15 protein-coding genes are annotated in these 14,010 nt (G+C 44.4%); 8 read left to right on the top strand and 7 right to left on the bottom strand.

The annotated features are described in order from the left end of the window. The first annotated feature begins 26 nt into the window (after nucleotides 1–26). The gene (locus NO989_RS15875; protein WP_348670723.1) at nucleotides 27–596 is read left to right on the top strand and encodes a class GN sortase; all 570 of its coding nucleotides are present in this window, start codon (nucleotides 27–29) and stop codon (nucleotides 594–596) included. A gap of 85 nt (nucleotides 597–681) precedes the next feature. Here NO989_RS15875 and NO989_RS15870 read toward each other — a convergent pair whose 3' ends face one another. Together NO989_RS15870 and add are read right to left on the bottom strand one after the other, a co-directional pair. Further along, nucleotides 682–2,112, bottom strand: a complete 1,431-nt coding sequence (locus NO989_RS15870) for a glycoside hydrolase family 28 protein (RefSeq protein WP_348670724.1) — start codon at nucleotides 2,110–2,112, stop codon at nucleotides 682–684. A 141-nt stretch (nucleotides 2,113–2,253) separates the two neighbouring features. Next, nucleotides 2,254–3,249 carry an adenosine deaminase gene (gene add, locus NO989_RS15865; protein WP_348670725.1) on the bottom strand — a complete coding sequence of 332 codons (996 nt, stop codon included), beginning with the start codon at nucleotides 3,247–3,249 and terminating at the stop codon, nucleotides 2,254–2,256. A 305-nt stretch (nucleotides 3,250–3,554) separates the two neighbouring features. Here add and NO989_RS15860 point away from each other — a divergent pair, with 305 nt between their 5' ends. Continuing rightward, on the top strand, nucleotides 3,555–4,463 hold the full coding sequence (locus NO989_RS15860) for a hypothetical protein (protein ID WP_348670726.1): 909 nt from the start codon (nucleotides 3,555–3,557) through the stop codon (nucleotides 4,461–4,463). Nucleotides 4,464–4,648: 185 nt separating this feature from the next. On the opposite strand, the gene NO989_RS15855 is transcribed toward NO989_RS15860, so the two are convergent. Next, a complete protein-coding gene (locus NO989_RS15855) occupies nucleotides 4,649–5,290 on the bottom strand; it encodes a peroxiredoxin-like family protein (protein WP_156086752.1) in 642 nt (213 codons plus the stop codon). 256 nt (nucleotides 5,291–5,546) lie between these two features. Here NO989_RS15855 and NO989_RS15850 point away from each other — a divergent pair, with 256 nt between their 5' ends. From NO989_RS15850 to NO989_RS15840, 3 genes are all read left to right on the top strand, one after another. After that, nucleotides 5,547–6,095 carry a YaeQ family protein gene (locus NO989_RS15850; RefSeq protein WP_348670727.1) on the top strand — a complete coding sequence of 183 codons (549 nt, stop codon included), beginning with the start codon at nucleotides 5,547–5,549 and terminating at the stop codon, nucleotides 6,093–6,095. Further along, the gene (locus NO989_RS15845) at nucleotides 6,095–6,403 is read left to right on the top strand and encodes a hypothetical protein (RefSeq protein WP_014950333.1); all 309 of its coding nucleotides are present in this window, start codon (nucleotides 6,095–6,097) and stop codon (nucleotides 6,401–6,403) included. The genes NO989_RS15850 and NO989_RS15845 overlap by 1 nt, the downstream gene beginning before the upstream one ends. 267 nt (nucleotides 6,404–6,670) lie before the next feature. After that, on the top strand, nucleotides 6,671–7,081 hold the full coding sequence (locus NO989_RS15840; RefSeq protein WP_371342865.1) for a hypothetical protein: 411 nt from the start codon (nucleotides 6,671–6,673) through the stop codon (nucleotides 7,079–7,081). A gap of 92 nt (nucleotides 7,082–7,173) precedes the next feature. On the opposite strand, the gene NO989_RS15835 is transcribed toward NO989_RS15840, so the two are convergent. Continuing rightward, nucleotides 7,174–7,632, bottom strand: a complete 459-nt coding sequence (locus tag NO989_RS15835) for a retropepsin-like aspartic protease (RefSeq protein WP_014950335.1) — start codon at nucleotides 7,630–7,632, stop codon at nucleotides 7,174–7,176. A 332-nt stretch (nucleotides 7,633–7,964) separates the two neighbouring features. Here NO989_RS15835 and NO989_RS15830 point away from each other — a divergent pair, with 332 nt between their 5' ends. The 3 genes from NO989_RS15830 to NO989_RS15820 all read left to right on the top strand — a co-directional run bounded on the left by NO989_RS15830 (nucleotide 7,965) and on the right by NO989_RS15820 (nucleotide 10,566). After that, a complete protein-coding gene (locus NO989_RS15830) occupies nucleotides 7,965–8,333 on the top strand; it encodes a hypothetical protein (protein ID WP_348670729.1) in 369 nt (122 codons plus the stop codon). 195 nt (nucleotides 8,334–8,528) lie between these two features. Next, nucleotides 8,529–9,203, top strand: a complete 675-nt coding sequence (locus NO989_RS15825; RefSeq protein WP_348670730.1) for a nitroreductase family protein — start codon at nucleotides 8,529–8,531, stop codon at nucleotides 9,201–9,203. A gap of 190 nt (nucleotides 9,204–9,393) precedes the next feature. Beyond that, the gene (locus NO989_RS15820) at nucleotides 9,394–10,566 is read left to right on the top strand and encodes a sugar efflux transporter (RefSeq protein ID WP_371342864.1); all 1,173 of its coding nucleotides are present in this window, start codon (nucleotides 9,394–9,396) and stop codon (nucleotides 10,564–10,566) included. Nucleotides 10,567–10,605: 39 nt separating this feature from the next. Here NO989_RS15820 and NO989_RS15815 read toward each other — a convergent pair whose 3' ends face one another. The 3 genes from NO989_RS15815 to NO989_RS15805 form a co-directional block, all read right to left on the bottom strand. Then, nucleotides 10,606–11,538, bottom strand: a complete 933-nt coding sequence (locus NO989_RS15815) for a GNAT family N-acetyltransferase (protein ID WP_371342863.1) — start codon at nucleotides 11,536–11,538, stop codon at nucleotides 10,606–10,608. A 98-nt stretch (nucleotides 11,539–11,636) separates the two neighbouring features. Continuing rightward, the gene (nei, locus tag NO989_RS15810; protein ID WP_371342862.1) at nucleotides 11,637–12,458 is read right to left on the bottom strand and encodes an endonuclease VIII; all 822 of its coding nucleotides are present in this window, start codon (nucleotides 12,456–12,458) and stop codon (nucleotides 11,637–11,639) included. Between the two features lie 204 nt (nucleotides 12,459–12,662). Further along, on the bottom strand, nucleotides 12,663–13,784 hold the full coding sequence (locus NO989_RS15805) for a zinc-binding dehydrogenase (RefSeq protein ID WP_371342861.1): 1,122 nt from the start codon (nucleotides 13,782–13,784) through the stop codon (nucleotides 12,663–12,665). Between the last annotated feature and the right edge of the window lie 226 nt (nucleotides 13,785–14,010).

The raw sequence follows: 14,010 nt of genomic DNA, 5'->3' as shown, positions 1-14,010 counted from the left end.
TTGACTGAATATTGCTTGGACAAACAATGATTAAATACTCTTTTACTATCATCTTAGTCTTGATCGCCACAGCCAGCTTTGGCAAAGCTGGCTGGATATTACTGAAAGCTGAGCTCGCGCAATATTTAATTCAATCTTCGTGGGAAGAAACGCTAACCACTGGTGCTAACCAGAAGCCTTGGCGTTGGTCTGATACCTGGCCAGTAGGCAAGCTGGTTCATGCCAAAAGCGAAACGCAGCTGTATGTACTAGAAGGCGCACAGGGAAACGCCCTTGCATTTGGCCCTGGACACCACACCGGCTCGCCCCCACTCGGACAGGGTGGTAGTGTGATTGGCGGGCATAGAGATACTCACTTCACGTTCTTAAAGAAGGTGAGAGCCAGAGATATTATGCAATTGCAGTTGCCGAACTCACAGTGGGTAACCTATCGGGTTGTATCGAAGACGATAGTCGATGCCGCCTCGGCAATGAAAGTAGATGTAAATGGGCAGCAGCTCTACTTAGTTACCTGCTACCCATTTAATGCGGTATCAACACAAAGTAATTTACGCCTTGTTGTTGAGCTGGTCGAAACTGAAAGCCAGCGAACCTAAATAGGTTCGCCTACAATTAATTAGCCGCTTGTTACGGCGAAAATAAAGGACCAATGCGAACAACCTATCGCGTTTAACCTGTTTTCTAGCGAGTAATAGATTCTATGTGCAGCGAAGAAAACGTGCCGTTCCAGATTTGCTCACCTATGCTGACATTTTCAAAGCTAATATCGTCGGCATTTTCTAGGACAAGAATTTCTTCTGCTTCCTTAATTTTAATGTCTTTGAATTTAACGTTGTGCACAGGGGCTGCGTCCGGAGCGTGAATTTCCAAAACCGTTCCCACATTTTCTACCGTTAAATCTTCAATAATAATGTCGGTATAGGTAGCCGGGAAATTACCATGTAAATTACTGGGGTAGTTTAGCTGGAACCAGAATAAGTGCTTAAACGAAGCCACTTTACTGCCTCTAATTCGAACCATTTCTACGCGCCCGCCTCTGTCTAAGTTGCTTTTAAAACGATATGCTGAGTCTCCCTCATGCAAGACATTGTTCTCGAAAAATACGCGCTTAATGCCGCCAGACATTTCCGAACCAAGACCAATGCCGTCTTCCCCGCCTAAATCATTGTTTCGCGCAACAATGTCTTTGCTAGGTATACCTATATTTCGACCGTCGGCGTCTCTACCAGACTTAATAACGATACCGTCATCACCGGTTCTAAAGTGATTATCTTCAGCAAGCACATACTGGCTCGACTCAATGTCTAACCCATCGTTGTTGTACAGGTGACTTTCTACCTTCACTCGTCTTACCGTAGCATGAGAAGTATAAACTAAGTGATTAACCCAAAACGGTGAGTTCAGGGCCGTATAATCTTCAAGCAGCACACGCTTGGCGTGGAAAAACTGAATAAGCGGAGGGCGCAAGTAATGCCCTTCTCCGAACTGACGCTTCTCTACTGGAACGCCATCAAACCCCATTTTACGAAGCGCATGCATATCTGTATTTTGTTTCTCATACCAGCCAATGAACGCCGATTGGGCATTTCCGTCGATAGTACCTTTACCTGTAATTGCCACATCTTCCACATTTAGCGCATAAATTAGCGGTGAATAGGTAAATACCTCAGTACCCTCCCAACGGGTTTTAACCACCGGTAGGTAGTGCGAAGGGTCGCCGGAAAACAGCAGAGTAGCGCCTTCCTCTAGGTGCAAGTTCACTTTGCTTTTAAGACGAATAGGACCGTCTACTTGCCATGTTCCTTTGGGCACAACAACAATACCGCCGCCGCTAGCCGAAGCCTTGTCAATTACACTTTGAATTGGCGCTCGCGCTGCACTTAGTGAAGTATCACTCACATCAACCACAAATTTTTCGTTTGGAATAGTGGGCAGCTGGATCTGATTTACAATCTGTTCAGCAATTTCCCAGTCTTCGTCAGTAGATGCCGACGCATAGGAACAAGTTAGAAGGGTCACAATAAACGCCACCCATCCCAAAGCCCGGCGGTGTGTGAAACGGCTGGGGTAGCTACTCATAGAACGGTCAACATCAGGTATAAAGCGCAGCATAAAAGCTCCATTATTTAAGTCGTAACTTATTACGTTTAAGAAACAAATTGTTCACATCACGACAATAATGCCACCGGTGGCATTATTAATCAAAATAATGTTACGGCCCGTTTAACCACGGCACGATTTTTATCTTTCGGATTAATTTACTTTGCGCTTAAGTGCGGCTTTTTCGCTTTCACTTAAAAAAGCAATTGCAAGCGCATTCTCTTGCGCTTGTTTAATATGAGAAGGCATAAGGCCAGCTTGCTTAGCTGCAACGGAGAATTCGTGATCTAGCTCTACACCTTGAACTGCCGGGTCGTCGGTATTCAGGCAGGCGAGTATGCCGTGATCCAAAAAGGTGGTTAACGGGTGCTCAGTTAATGATGTGACCGTGTTCGTCAATACGTTGCTGGTTAAACAGCTTTCAATACCAATACGGTTGTCGCGCAAATAGTCCATTAGCTTAGCATCATTAACAGCATTAACGCCGTGTCCTATACGCACAGCACCTAAGTCGTTAATGGCTTGCCAAATACTCTGTGGGCCTACTGCTTCACCTGCATGAATTGTGATAGGCAGCCCTTCGCGGCGCACTTTTGTAAAGTGCTCTATGAACATGTTGCCAGGAAAGCCTTTTTCATCACCCGCCAAATCAATTGCAGTTATATGCGCTTTACAGGCCAAGATTGAATCTAGCTCATGCTGACATACTTTTGCGCCATAAGAACGCGACAAAATACCGATGAGATTAACTTTAACATCGTGATCTTTAGTTGCGCTTTTTACACCGTCTATTACGGCCTCAACCACACCTTGTGTCGGTAGCCCGTGACTTTCACCCATAAAATAAGGACTAAAACGCAGCTCTGTGTAGTCAATACCCTGCTTAGCTGCATCTTCTACATTCTCTATCGCTACCCGTTTGCAGGCGTCGAGACTGCCTAACACCTTAACGCCCCAAGTAAGCTTATCTAAAAATGACACCAAATCGGGGGCGATCTCCATTACTCGAACATGCGGTCGCAAGCCTTCCAACGAATAAGCTGGCAAACAAATGTTAAATTGCTGACCGAGCTCCAGAATGGTTTGCAGACGCACATTGCCATCTAAATGACGATGTAAATCAAGTAATGGAAAGTTTTTATTTATCATGGAAATACGATGGGTTAAGGCGTAAGCCCTACTATACCACTTGGCGCTGTAAACCTCGCATTCTTGCAGAAAATAACTTTTTTATAGCGGGACAAAACAGTACTTTTTTTGAAACAAAATTTGTTTTAAGTTCGTACTAGGCATCTAACTTCACTCTATCGATGCTTTTCTTGATTACTTTTCATAACTTTCAATAGCAACGAGCCAGTTGCTCGTTGGCGTGCGCCTTGTCACACAGGCTAAATACCACCAAAGAGCAACAGGCCTCTTCATTATCACCAAAAAACACTAACAGGAGCACAGTCATGTGCGGAAAATGTATAGAAGGCTGCTATTTAGCAGGCTGGCGTAATGGCGTGTATTCATTCGAACATATGCAAGAAGAACCCGATTTTATGGGGAATGATGTAAAGGCAGCCCATGGCTTGGTGGAAGCGGTATGCTCATTAGGTTCTTCGCTCAATGAGCTCCACGCACTTGGATTTGCGGACTCGCCAATGATAGCTTGGGCAGGATGGATTTATTCGAGAAACGAATTGCACACCCAAATCGATTTAACACGGCATGACGACGTTCTTAAATATCAGAGGGCCTTACGTCATTCAAAAGAAAGTAAATGGGCTGAGATTAATGCCCTCTATCCGAACGTTGAGAAGTTTTTAGATAACCTAACGCTTCAAGACATTGCTAATACCCTCGATGAAACGCTTCTCGATGAAATTGAGACATGCCTTCTTGCTCTTCATGGTAACGGGTATTACACCTTTGAATTCGTAGAGTCTATGTTCGCTGCTGAAGGGCTATTCCCCATTATTGCGCTAAGTGAAACTGCAAAGCCGTCACTGTTTGTTGACCATGCACTTGAAATATTCTTACTAACCGAACATCTTTTACACTTTCGCCCATTGTCTTGGGCGCTTCGTGTGGCGTTAACTGTTGACTTAACGTGCGATTTCGACAGCTTTCATATGGCGTGGCGTCGATACACCGCTAACCGCGTGTTAAACGCGCTTCTAATAAATCGCAATTTGAAAGGTGTGTACGCGTTAGCAAGTACACTTGAACTCAATACCGTTCACGCCATATGTCAGCGGAACGTAGCGAATAAACACTTACTTACTCAGCTATTAAGCGTCGTAAACAACTGTAAAGGCGACACTTATATTGAACCTAAACGTCTAGCCACGCACATCACTTCATTGATCTCAGTGTAAATGCTTACTCCTTACAGTTTGAGATAGGGTGACTTGGTGAATGGTTAAGTACAGCTCGTTATGACAGTCAAATACGTGCGAATCTAACTGAATCAATATTAGACACGATGAAATGTAGTGCTCGATATCATAAAGTTCTTTTGGCATGCCTTACCAGGAACAACGCCTTGGTAAGGCTATTCGCATTACATTTCTTTTTTAAGGGTTTTCGCAACCGCTAAAACTAAGTCTGCCGACGGACGAACTTTGAAGTCTGGGTTAACATAGCTAAACAAAACCTGCCCTTTTTTATTGAGCATGAAGATGCTGGGTGCTGGTAAAACACTATTACCACTTTCATCTTTTGTTAAGTTAATGCCATAGGTTTTGTACTTTAACTCAGTCACAGTATCTAGGTAGAATCCAACGCCGAACTCACGAATAGTCTCTAGTTTGTCGTCGGATAAAAGCGTAACCAAGAATTCTGTTTCAAGCTTTTGCTCTTGCAAGCGCTCTGGTGATTCAGGTGAAATGGCCAAAATCTGATAGCCCATATCCACCAAGTCTTTTTCAATATCTTTAAGCTGGGCAAGCTGCTCATTACAATACGGGCACCACCCGCCGCGATAAAAAAGTACAATGCTGGGCTTTTGCATAGTAAGCGCTTGTAAGCTTACCGGCGAGCCATCTGCCATTTTAAGCGTTGTTTTAGGCGCCACTTGACCATTAAGCAACGGCGTTACTGAATCTGCATCTTCTGCAATAGTGCCGCGCTCCAAAGCATACGCATTTGATGCGCCTGCTATACAGCCGAACATTAACATCGCCATAGCCACTAGTCTCTTCATCAACCCTCTCCGTTATCATTTTTGTTTGTTTAGTTTTTGGTTATCCGCGCTTTGCGCGATGTCCAATATGACCGAGAAGCTTCACTAGAAATTTCGCACTCCAATAAATAAACCGACAAATACTTGTAATGGGCGCTACTCACCTACAGCGAAATTTGCTTTTTACTGCTACTATAGCGCCAAAACTTGCTATGCCACTTTTTTACATAGCACACGGGGTTAACTTCAAGCCTCCTAAGAACAAAGCAGGAACACCATGGCTCTTAAAGCGACCATTTTTAAAGCTGACATATCCATAACGGATATGGATCGCAGTTACTATAACGACCACAACCTTACTATTGCCCGTCACCCTTCTGAAAATGACGAACGAATGATGTTGCGCGTGGTTGCGTTTATTGTTAATGCTCATGAACGCCTACAGTTTACCAAAGGACTGTCTGACGATGACGTTCCAGATTTATGGCAAAAGAGTTTTAGCGATGAAATAGAACTGTGGATTGAGTTAGGCCAACCCTCTGAACAGCGCATCAAAAAGGGCTGCAATCAAAGCCAGCAAATGATGATTTATTCCTACGCCGACAACAGCTTCGATGCGTGGTGGAAGAAGGAGCAAAACAAGCTGCAAACAAGAAAGAATTTGTCGGTGTTTACTTTGCCAGAGTCGCTTGCCGCTACTTTGGCCAATGCTGTTCATCGCTCTATGCAAATACAGGTTACTATTCAAGATGGGCAAATGTGGCTAACCATTGAAGGTGCAGATGTCACCGAGAGCGTTGAAGTGTCTATAGAGAAGCATTTGTAATGAAAAAACTCTCTGCCGTTCAACTCAAACAGCAAGCACTGGTCTTTAGTATAGCTGATAGCCTTGAAGCACAAGCGCTTGAAGAGTTAAATGGTATGCAACAGTGTTGGTTTGACGTTCAGTATCACCAATTCCCCGGCTCGTTACTGCTTCGCTTTCAATTCGAAAATGAAGAAGCGGTGTCAAACGCTGAGCCCGAGCTAAAGAAGTGGCAGCGAAAATTAAGCGCAGCGCTGCTTAAAAAAGGCGTAGTGTTAAAAGATATGCGTCGACATCTTATATTCACCACACAAGGCCCAGAAGAGTAACCCACATCACGCTTTGCAGAACAGGATATCCAACTTCTTTGTTCAATCTTAGCTAGGTTTGTTTTTGGTTATAAACCTTTCATTTTTCCTCATAAAGTCTACTTACACTTTATCAGGTAAGTAGGCTAGACTGGTCTCGTCGAATATTCAGCTTGCCGAATATGACAATAAAACGGCAGGCATTTTGAACGTTTACAATGGATATTTGAACACACCATGTTGACCGGCTTTGAAACAAGCCACTATCCCAGCAAAAGGAGCTTCACAATGAAAACTAAAGCAATGGCGTTAGCACTGTTACTGTCTTTAATGGGCTGTACTGAGTCTAGCGAAGAGACGAAAAGCGAAGTAAAAAAAGAGATGGAAAAAGCGGGCGAAGCGACAGCTGACGCCTATGACAGCGCAAAAGAAAGTGCTGCAGATTCTTGGGATAAAACCAAAGACGCGAACTCTGAAGCTTACGAAGAAGGTAAAGAAATGGCTTCTGATGCCTTTGATGACGGCAAAGAGATGGCTTCAGACGCATACGAAGATGGCAAGAAAATGGCCTCTGACGCATACGACGCAACGGCTGAGAAAGCTGGCGAATTTAAAGACGCCGCAGCGAAGAAAGCTTATGAAGCTTGCGTAAAAATGAAAGAGCAAATGGGCGGCGACGTTAGCGAGTGCGACGATTAATTTAATCTTCCAGCAAAAAAAGAAAATTTGAAAGCGAACCTTCGGGTTCGCTTTTTTTTGCTGTTTAATCAAACAAAAGTGAGTCATTCACGCTATTCACACCCTGCTAAAATCACAGCGTCTGGTGTTATAGTTAAAGGTGCGACCCTAAGCAACGTATTAATACCTAAAATATTGTTCCCTTTGGGAAGCACGGCCACTTCCACTGGCCCCACTTCGCACGTATTTCCTATACGAACCGAGTTTAATTGATACTGAGATATTTTAACGATCTTTCCATTTGCCATTCTGGCAGCAGAGGTTCTGGTGGCAAGAAGCTTTTGATTTCTTGTTAGCGCATCGAACGTAGCTTGATTGAGGGTTAACAAGCTTGAACCCGTATCTAATAGAAACGAAGCCTTTATGTTCGATTCTAGGGTCGCTTCTAGGTACAGTGTTCCGCCTTTGCTTTGTGAAAGAGGAATATTTTGCTCTATCGCTGACACGGCAGATGTGCACGCTAACCAAAAAGTTAGCAGAACAAATAAGGGAATTTTAGATTTTACACTCACCGCACATACACCCTTTGTCGACTCTTTACATAGGTGTTGATTGACAGCAAGATAAAGACCAAAGGGTAAATGATTGATTTTACCGAAACTCTACAATACCAGACGGTGCCACAGCACCATAATAGTGCACAAAACCATTTATTCCGCACCAAGGCTAAACACTCCGTTTTCAACGCAGTAACTTCTCTTTCAACTGCTCTCTATCCTCTTGATTACTCAAATTCTCTATATCCAATTAGGTGATAGCAATTACCTATCACCAATCGTCATTGTTTAGAACTTTTTCGCTCATACAATGTAGAAAGGTAAGTATGTCAACGAGAGGACACGACATGAAATTACGCTATGTATTGAGTTCATTAATTACGGCTGTTTCACTTGGTTTTTCTGCAAACGCAGCGCAAGCTATGACATCATCAACTGATGAAACGGTTGATGTACAAGTAGTTGATTATTCAGGAAAGCCTCCATTTAAACGCAAGATCGTAAGCTTATCGGTTAACGATGTAGCGCAATTGGAATCAGTAGGGCAAGAAGCTATTGAATACGTAGAAGTGAAAGAAGTCATCATGCGCGGTAAGCCACCGTATCGCAGAGTGACAACAATGATGCCTGTGTATGACGTTGCCCAACTTGAAATGCTAGAAGAGCAAACTGACACGCAAAAACGCGGCACTCGTCCGCCGTTCAAACGCCACTAACAGCATTTTCTACTACCAACAAATTGCACCAAAGCGATTCACTTTTGCCTGAGTGAGTCGCTTTTTTATTGTGCATACTTGTTTACGCTATTTTTTATTTCGATGTAAATAACACGCTCTAGTTAGCGCGTTTTTATTTTTAATAACCCGTCACTAACGATAGAGTAGTAAAAAAGCAGAAAAACGAGATTATAAATGCAGCCTCACGACCATTCTCCGCTCAGTGATTTTATTGAGTACCCTGAAGAGCAAATGCTTTCCCGAAGCGAAGATTTTTTGAAAACCATGCAGCGCCGCCACAGTATTCGTCACTTTAGTGACAAGCACGTTGATAAAGCGGTAATTGAAAACTGTATTTTGACTGCTGGCACTGCACCTAGTGGAGCGAATCATCAGCCTTGGCATTTCGCCGCTATTCAGTCGCCCGAAGTAAAACAACAAATACGCGAACAGGCTGAAGCGCATGAGCGCGGTTTTTATAATGGGCGTGCTGGGCAACAGTGGCTAGATGACCTAAAGCCGTTAGGCACTGACGCAAGTAAACCTTATCTGGAAACCGCGCCTTGGCTTATTGCCGTATTCAGTCAAAAGTTTGGAGAGACAGAATCGGGCGAAAAAAGCCAAAACTACTATGTGCACGAATCGGTGGGTATCGCAGTGGGTATGCTTATTACTTCACTCCACAACGCAGGTTTGGCAACCTTGACCCACACACCAAAGCCAATGAACTTTTTAACCGAAGTCTGTCAGCGGCCTGATAACGAGCGTGCTTATATGCTTATTATTGCGGGCTATCCGGCGGATAACGCCACAATTCCTGCACACGCCATGCAAAAAAAGTCGCTTAGCGAAATTGCGAGCTTTCTTTAAATTTAAAAAGCGCGCAGTGCTTGAGCATATGAGGTAAACCAAGTATTTAAAACGGCATAACTAATAAAAGCTTTGTCATAGACATGAGATACGCAGCACTTATAATGCGCCCTCGTTATTAAGGGCTGCGACCTTTTCTTTACGAATTTCGGTCAACCACGTTTAACAGTCCCTCGGAGCTCGTATCCTCATGTCATCGCGTCACGCATTTTCTCCACAGCTTCCTTTTTTACTGTTAAGTCTATTAACTGGCCTAACATCGTCGTTTGTTACGCCACTGATGAGCTATTTCCTCGTTGATGAGATCAACGTTGAGCCTATTTATATAAGTATTTATATGGTGTCCGTTACGCTATCAGGGTTGGTGATCAGTCAGTACCTCGGGCACTTGGCAGACAAAGGTTTTAACGCAAATCGCCTTTACGGGCTAACCATGATTTGCGTGGGCATTGCCATGGTCGCCTTTATCTTTAGCAAACAGTTTTGGCACGTATTTCTCGCTGGCGTCTTGTTTATGTCGGTGGGCGCTGGAGCCGTGTCTCAAATGTTGACCGTTTCGGGATTATGGGCAAAAAACCAAGACATTGACTTAGCTGCATTTAACTCAAAAGTTCGCGCTGCCATTTCTCTCGCTTGGGTAGTAGGTCCGCCGCTGGCATTTACGCTGGTTGCCAATTTTGGCTTCGCAGCGTCCTTCTCGGTGGCCATTGCATGCGTGATTGTTGCAACGCTTTTTGTGGTGAACATTGTGCCGCCTCAAAAAGCCAATCAACAGTCACTCAATACAACGCTTAAAGGCTCGCTATCACTGCCGTTTTGGCTTGTGGGGTTAGCCATACTTGCCGGAATGGCGGGCAATGTCATGTATTTATCATCCATGCCTTTGTACGTAATGAATGAACTGGGGTTACCGGAAAATTTGCCTGGGCTAATGATGGGGGTTGTGGCCGCACTTGAAATACCTACCATGCTGCTAGCAGCCAAATTAGCCCGACGCTTCCCACCTGCGGGTATCATGGCAGTGGCATTTATTTTCGGCTGTTGCTTCTACGTTGGCGTGTACTTTTCTCAGTCGAGTTGGGAGTTATTGACCCTTCAAATATTGAACGCGCTGTTCTACGGTTTATATGCCGGTATTGGATTGACCTTGCTCCAACAACAAGCGCCCGACTTAACTGGATTCACTTCAGCGTTTTATTCAAACGCCACTCGGGTGGGTATGATGCTAGGCACCATTGGCGCAGGCACCGTGGCTCAATTCTTTAGCTTCAGAGATGCCACTATTGGGTCGTTGTGCATTGCCATATTTGGCTTAAACGTGATGTTAGTGTTCATGCTTGTAAAGCACCGGGCAGGTCGTTAGAGTCCTGTCTTTTCTTACGCGTACTTTCGTACGCCCAGACTATTTTAACTGTAGCTCCATCTGCACATCACATCTCGCGTAAGGCGACGACGCCCCCTTAATATGCTTAAATCCTATCTTTTCGTACAAACTTACCGCGGGCTTAAGTACCGAGTTGCTTTCTAAATAAAGCCGCTTTAACCCCATCAGTTTCGCTCTTTCGACAATACTTTTACCCAACAGCAGCCCTACCCCTTTACCTTGAGCTTCGGGAGACACCGCCATTTTGGCAAGTTCAAACGTATCGTCAGCTTGTTTAATAAGTGCACAGCAGCCTATGGGTTCGCCCTTATCTAACGCGATTAATATCACACCCGACTGATTCAAAATGTAGCCTTCAGGGTCGTGGAGCGCTTTAAAGTCGGGCTCTTCCAATTCCCAATATTTACTTATCCATTCAACATTGAGCGATTTAAATGCCTCGCGATACTTTGGCGCATAATCGACTACCTTGATATCAGGCGAGTGAGCGTCCACTCTTGCACTTATGGGGCGATATCGAAGGTGCCTTTCAACTACGCTCACCGCTTCCCATAAATCGATACCCGTTTCTTCCTTTAGCTCGCGCATGGCTGCGTCTATGGCGTCGCATTGCTTTTCCATTTGGGGCACCATCGCTTTCGCTTTGTCGTTTAACGCCACCAACGTAACCCGCGAATCGTCGCTCGATCTGTAGCTTTCAATTAGGTCGCGTGCTTTCATTTCTTTTACGATTTTACTCACCGACACGTGAGAATGATTTATCTCTTTAGCGATATTCACGACGGAATCAGCACCTTTTGACGCGAGCACATAAAATACTGGAAACCACTTTGGCTCTATCGCAAATCCAAATTTCGCATAAGTATTTTCCGCATCCTTTGACACCTGCGCGGCTAACTGACGTAAGGCAGTACCTAATGCAATATGCCCCAATTCATTAAATGACTTCATTTCACAAAACTCCGTAACCAGTTACGGAATATAATTAATCGTAATTGGAAACAAGTCAAACAGATTATTAATTAATCATCAAAAAACCGGGATGTGGATTACTTCGCCTGGCACCGGCTACACCAATAAAGACGCCGCCCATTATACGTTTGGCGTTTTATTGGAGTGGCGCAAACTCTACAAGGCTGCTCTTCCCTGTCGAACACCATAAACCGCGTACCTTCAAAGTTAACGCCTTTTGCTTCAAGCACTTCGCGTAGTTCTGTGTACACGGTATAGCCACCGGTTTCATAGCTGCGTTTGCATATTGCTAAGGTGTGATGTGACAAGGTGCGTAGCTGCTCATCATCTAACTGAGAGGGTTTAAGTGAGGGGTGAACACCTGCTGCAAACAATATTTCGCTGCGAAGATAGTTGCCCAGACCTGCCATAAAGCGTTGGTCCAGATATAAACCGCTTAGTGCGCGGTTATAAAAAGTTTTAGAACGTAAACGTTCTAATACCAACTCTTCTGTCACTAAATCGTTGAGTACATCGGGTCCAACTCTTTGTAAAAAAGGGTGTTCATGAATAGTTTGTGTTGGCCAAATGCTAATGTCAGACGCACTATATAAAATAGCACTGTGTGTTTCGGTATGAAGCCCTACCCTTAGTTGACGAGTAGTATCGGGCATTTTGTTGCGTTTACAGGTATGCCACACGCCGTAGAGTTGGTTATGTGAATACATAGAGAGCCCATTACTAAAATGGGTAATTAGCGCCTTGCCACAGGTTTCCATGCGCAAGACGTTTTCGCCTTCTAGCTGTTTAACATAGGGTTTTAGCTGAGCTAATCCAAACTCTACTTTTTCTAGGGGGATATCTTTTATCACCGCTTCGACTTTATCTGCAGCGCGACGAATCTCTGGGCCTTCAGGCATGCTGTCTCAAATACCTTTATCTCGGTTACTGTTTACTGGTTACTTCGCATCATTTTCAGCTTCTTTGCAGCTGGATGATAACGAATACAAAAAAGGCCTGTAGCCTTTGATGTACTTTAAACCGAAGTTTGTACATCAAAGATCAACAGACCCCATTATTGAACAAATTTAAGCTGAAAATGCCGTATTTAAACGCTGCGCTGTTTAGCCCTTGTTTGGCACAATCAGGTATTTTTCACCGGTTTTTTTAGCGTTATAAAGCGCTACATTCTCAGGCTGTAGTGCCTCCTCAAGACTCAATTCTTTGGTGTAAGACGACGCAAAGGTAGTGTTAATTTCCGTCGCCACTTTTTGATATAGCTCGCCTACACGCTTCTTATCAAGCTTGCCTAAGAAACGCATTAATAGCCAACCACCAATGCTCCACGTCATGCCGTAAGCGCGATTCAAAGTAGTGGGCGAGAAATCTAAGCCGCCGTAGATATACACTTGTTTATTGCTGTCAGAGCCGTAAGTGTTAAAGCCTTTTGCATCTTTACTGCCCGACGCTTCCATCATAGTGAGGATATCGCTAACTAGCTCACCGCCGCCAATGGCGTCAAACGCTAGTGTTGCGCCCGTGCTGTCGATGGCTTGATAAAGTTCGGCTTTAAAATTCTCGCTACTAGAGTCGAGCACAATTTTCGCGCCGATCTCTTTAAGCATATCTACCTGCTTTTGGCTGCGAACAATATTTACAAGCTCAACGCCCTGCTCTAAACAAATCTTGTTCAGCATTTGCCCCAGGTTTGATGCCGCTGCGGTGTGCACTAGCGCTTTGTGGCCTTCCATACGCATGGTTTCAACCATACCTAGCGCGGTCAGTGGGTTAACGAATGACGACGCTGCTTGTTGTGGCGTTGTGCTATCTAGGTGAGGCAAGCATGCCTGCATAGGCACACAGGCATACTCGGTGTACGCTGCGCCAGTAAGAATAGATACGGTTTTGCCCATTAAAGCTTGTGCCTCTGGGCTATCACCCGCCTTAACAACCGTACCTGCACCTTCGTTCCCGATAGGCAGAGTCTGGTCTAAACGCGACTTAATACGATTTAACAAAGGCTTATGCACCGGCGCAACCAACGCACTTTTATCTGTATCGAAGGTCGCTTTATCTAGGCTTGCTGGACCAAACATAGGCCACATGTCTGACGGGTTAATAGGAGATGCTTCCATACGCACAATCACTTCGTGCGGCTTCGGCTCTGGAACATCAACCTCTTTTAACGAAACCTGAAGCTCGCCTTCTGAGGTAATTAGCGTAAACAGTTGTTTTGATCTATTCATGTGATTATTTCGCCCTGAAAATTGAACGCTGAATGTAGTGCTAAGCTAACACGCCACAACTATCAGCAATATTTATATTGCGAATACATATGCGTTTCGACCACTTATACACCCAAAAAATGGGGTCAGAGTACATTTCTCGCACGCTGAAAAATGGGGTCAGAGTCTGAGGTATCCCCACAAATAATGACTAAAATTCAGTAAGATAAAAAATAAAGGGAACATT

This window comes from Alteromonas sp. DY56-G5 (assembly GCF_041414725.1).
Lineage (GTDB): Bacteria > Pseudomonadota > Gammaproteobacteria > Enterobacterales > Alteromonadaceae > Alteromonas > Alteromonas macleodii.
This window is presented reverse-complemented; position numbering and strand designations above follow the sequence as displayed.

Excerpts from the sequence above, each read along its gene's own strand:
- NO989_RS15845 (WP_014950333.1), top strand. The coding sequence starts at position 6,095 with ATGAAAAAACTCTCTGCCGTTCAACTCAAACAGCAAGCACTGGTCTTT.
- NO989_RS15855 (WP_156086752.1), bottom strand. The coding sequence starts at position 5,290 with ATGAAGAGACTAGTGGCTATGGCGATGTTAATGTTCGGCTGTATAGCA.
- NO989_RS15840 (WP_371342865.1), top strand. The coding sequence starts at position 6,671 with ATGAAAACTAAAGCAATGGCGTTAGCACTGTTACTGTCTTTAATGGGC.
- NO989_RS15870 (WP_348670724.1), bottom strand. The coding sequence starts at position 2,112 with ATGCTGCGCTTTATACCTGATGTTGACCGTTCTATGAGTAGCTACCCC.
- NO989_RS15805 (WP_371342861.1), bottom strand. The coding sequence starts at position 13,784 with ATGAATAGATCAAAACAACTGTTTACGCTAATTACCTCAGAAGGCGAG.
- NO989_RS15815 (WP_371342863.1), bottom strand. The coding sequence starts at position 11,538 with ATGAAGTCATTTAATGAATTGGGGCATATTGCATTAGGTACTGCCTTA.
- NO989_RS15830 (WP_348670729.1), top strand. The coding sequence starts at position 7,965 with ATGAAATTACGCTATGTATTGAGTTCATTAATTACGGCTGTTTCACTT.
- NO989_RS15875 (WP_348670723.1), top strand. The coding sequence starts at position 27 with ATGATTAAATACTCTTTTACTATCATCTTAGTCTTGATCGCCACAGCC.
- NO989_RS15825 (WP_348670730.1), top strand. The coding sequence starts at position 8,529 with ATGCAGCCTCACGACCATTCTCCGCTCAGTGATTTTATTGAGTACCCT.
- NO989_RS15820 (WP_371342864.1), top strand. The coding sequence starts at position 9,394 with ATGTCATCGCGTCACGCATTTTCTCCACAGCTTCCTTTTTTACTGTTA.
- NO989_RS15860 (WP_348670726.1), top strand. The coding sequence starts at position 3,555 with ATGTGCGGAAAATGTATAGAAGGCTGCTATTTAGCAGGCTGGCGTAAT.
- NO989_RS15850 (WP_348670727.1), top strand. The coding sequence starts at position 5,547 with ATGGCTCTTAAAGCGACCATTTTTAAAGCTGACATATCCATAACGGAT.
- add (WP_348670725.1), bottom strand. The coding sequence starts at position 3,249 with ATGATAAATAAAAACTTTCCATTACTTGATTTACATCGTCATTTAGAT.
- nei (WP_371342862.1), bottom strand. The coding sequence starts at position 12,458 with ATGCCTGAAGGCCCAGAGATTCGTCGCGCTGCAGATAAAGTCGAAGCG.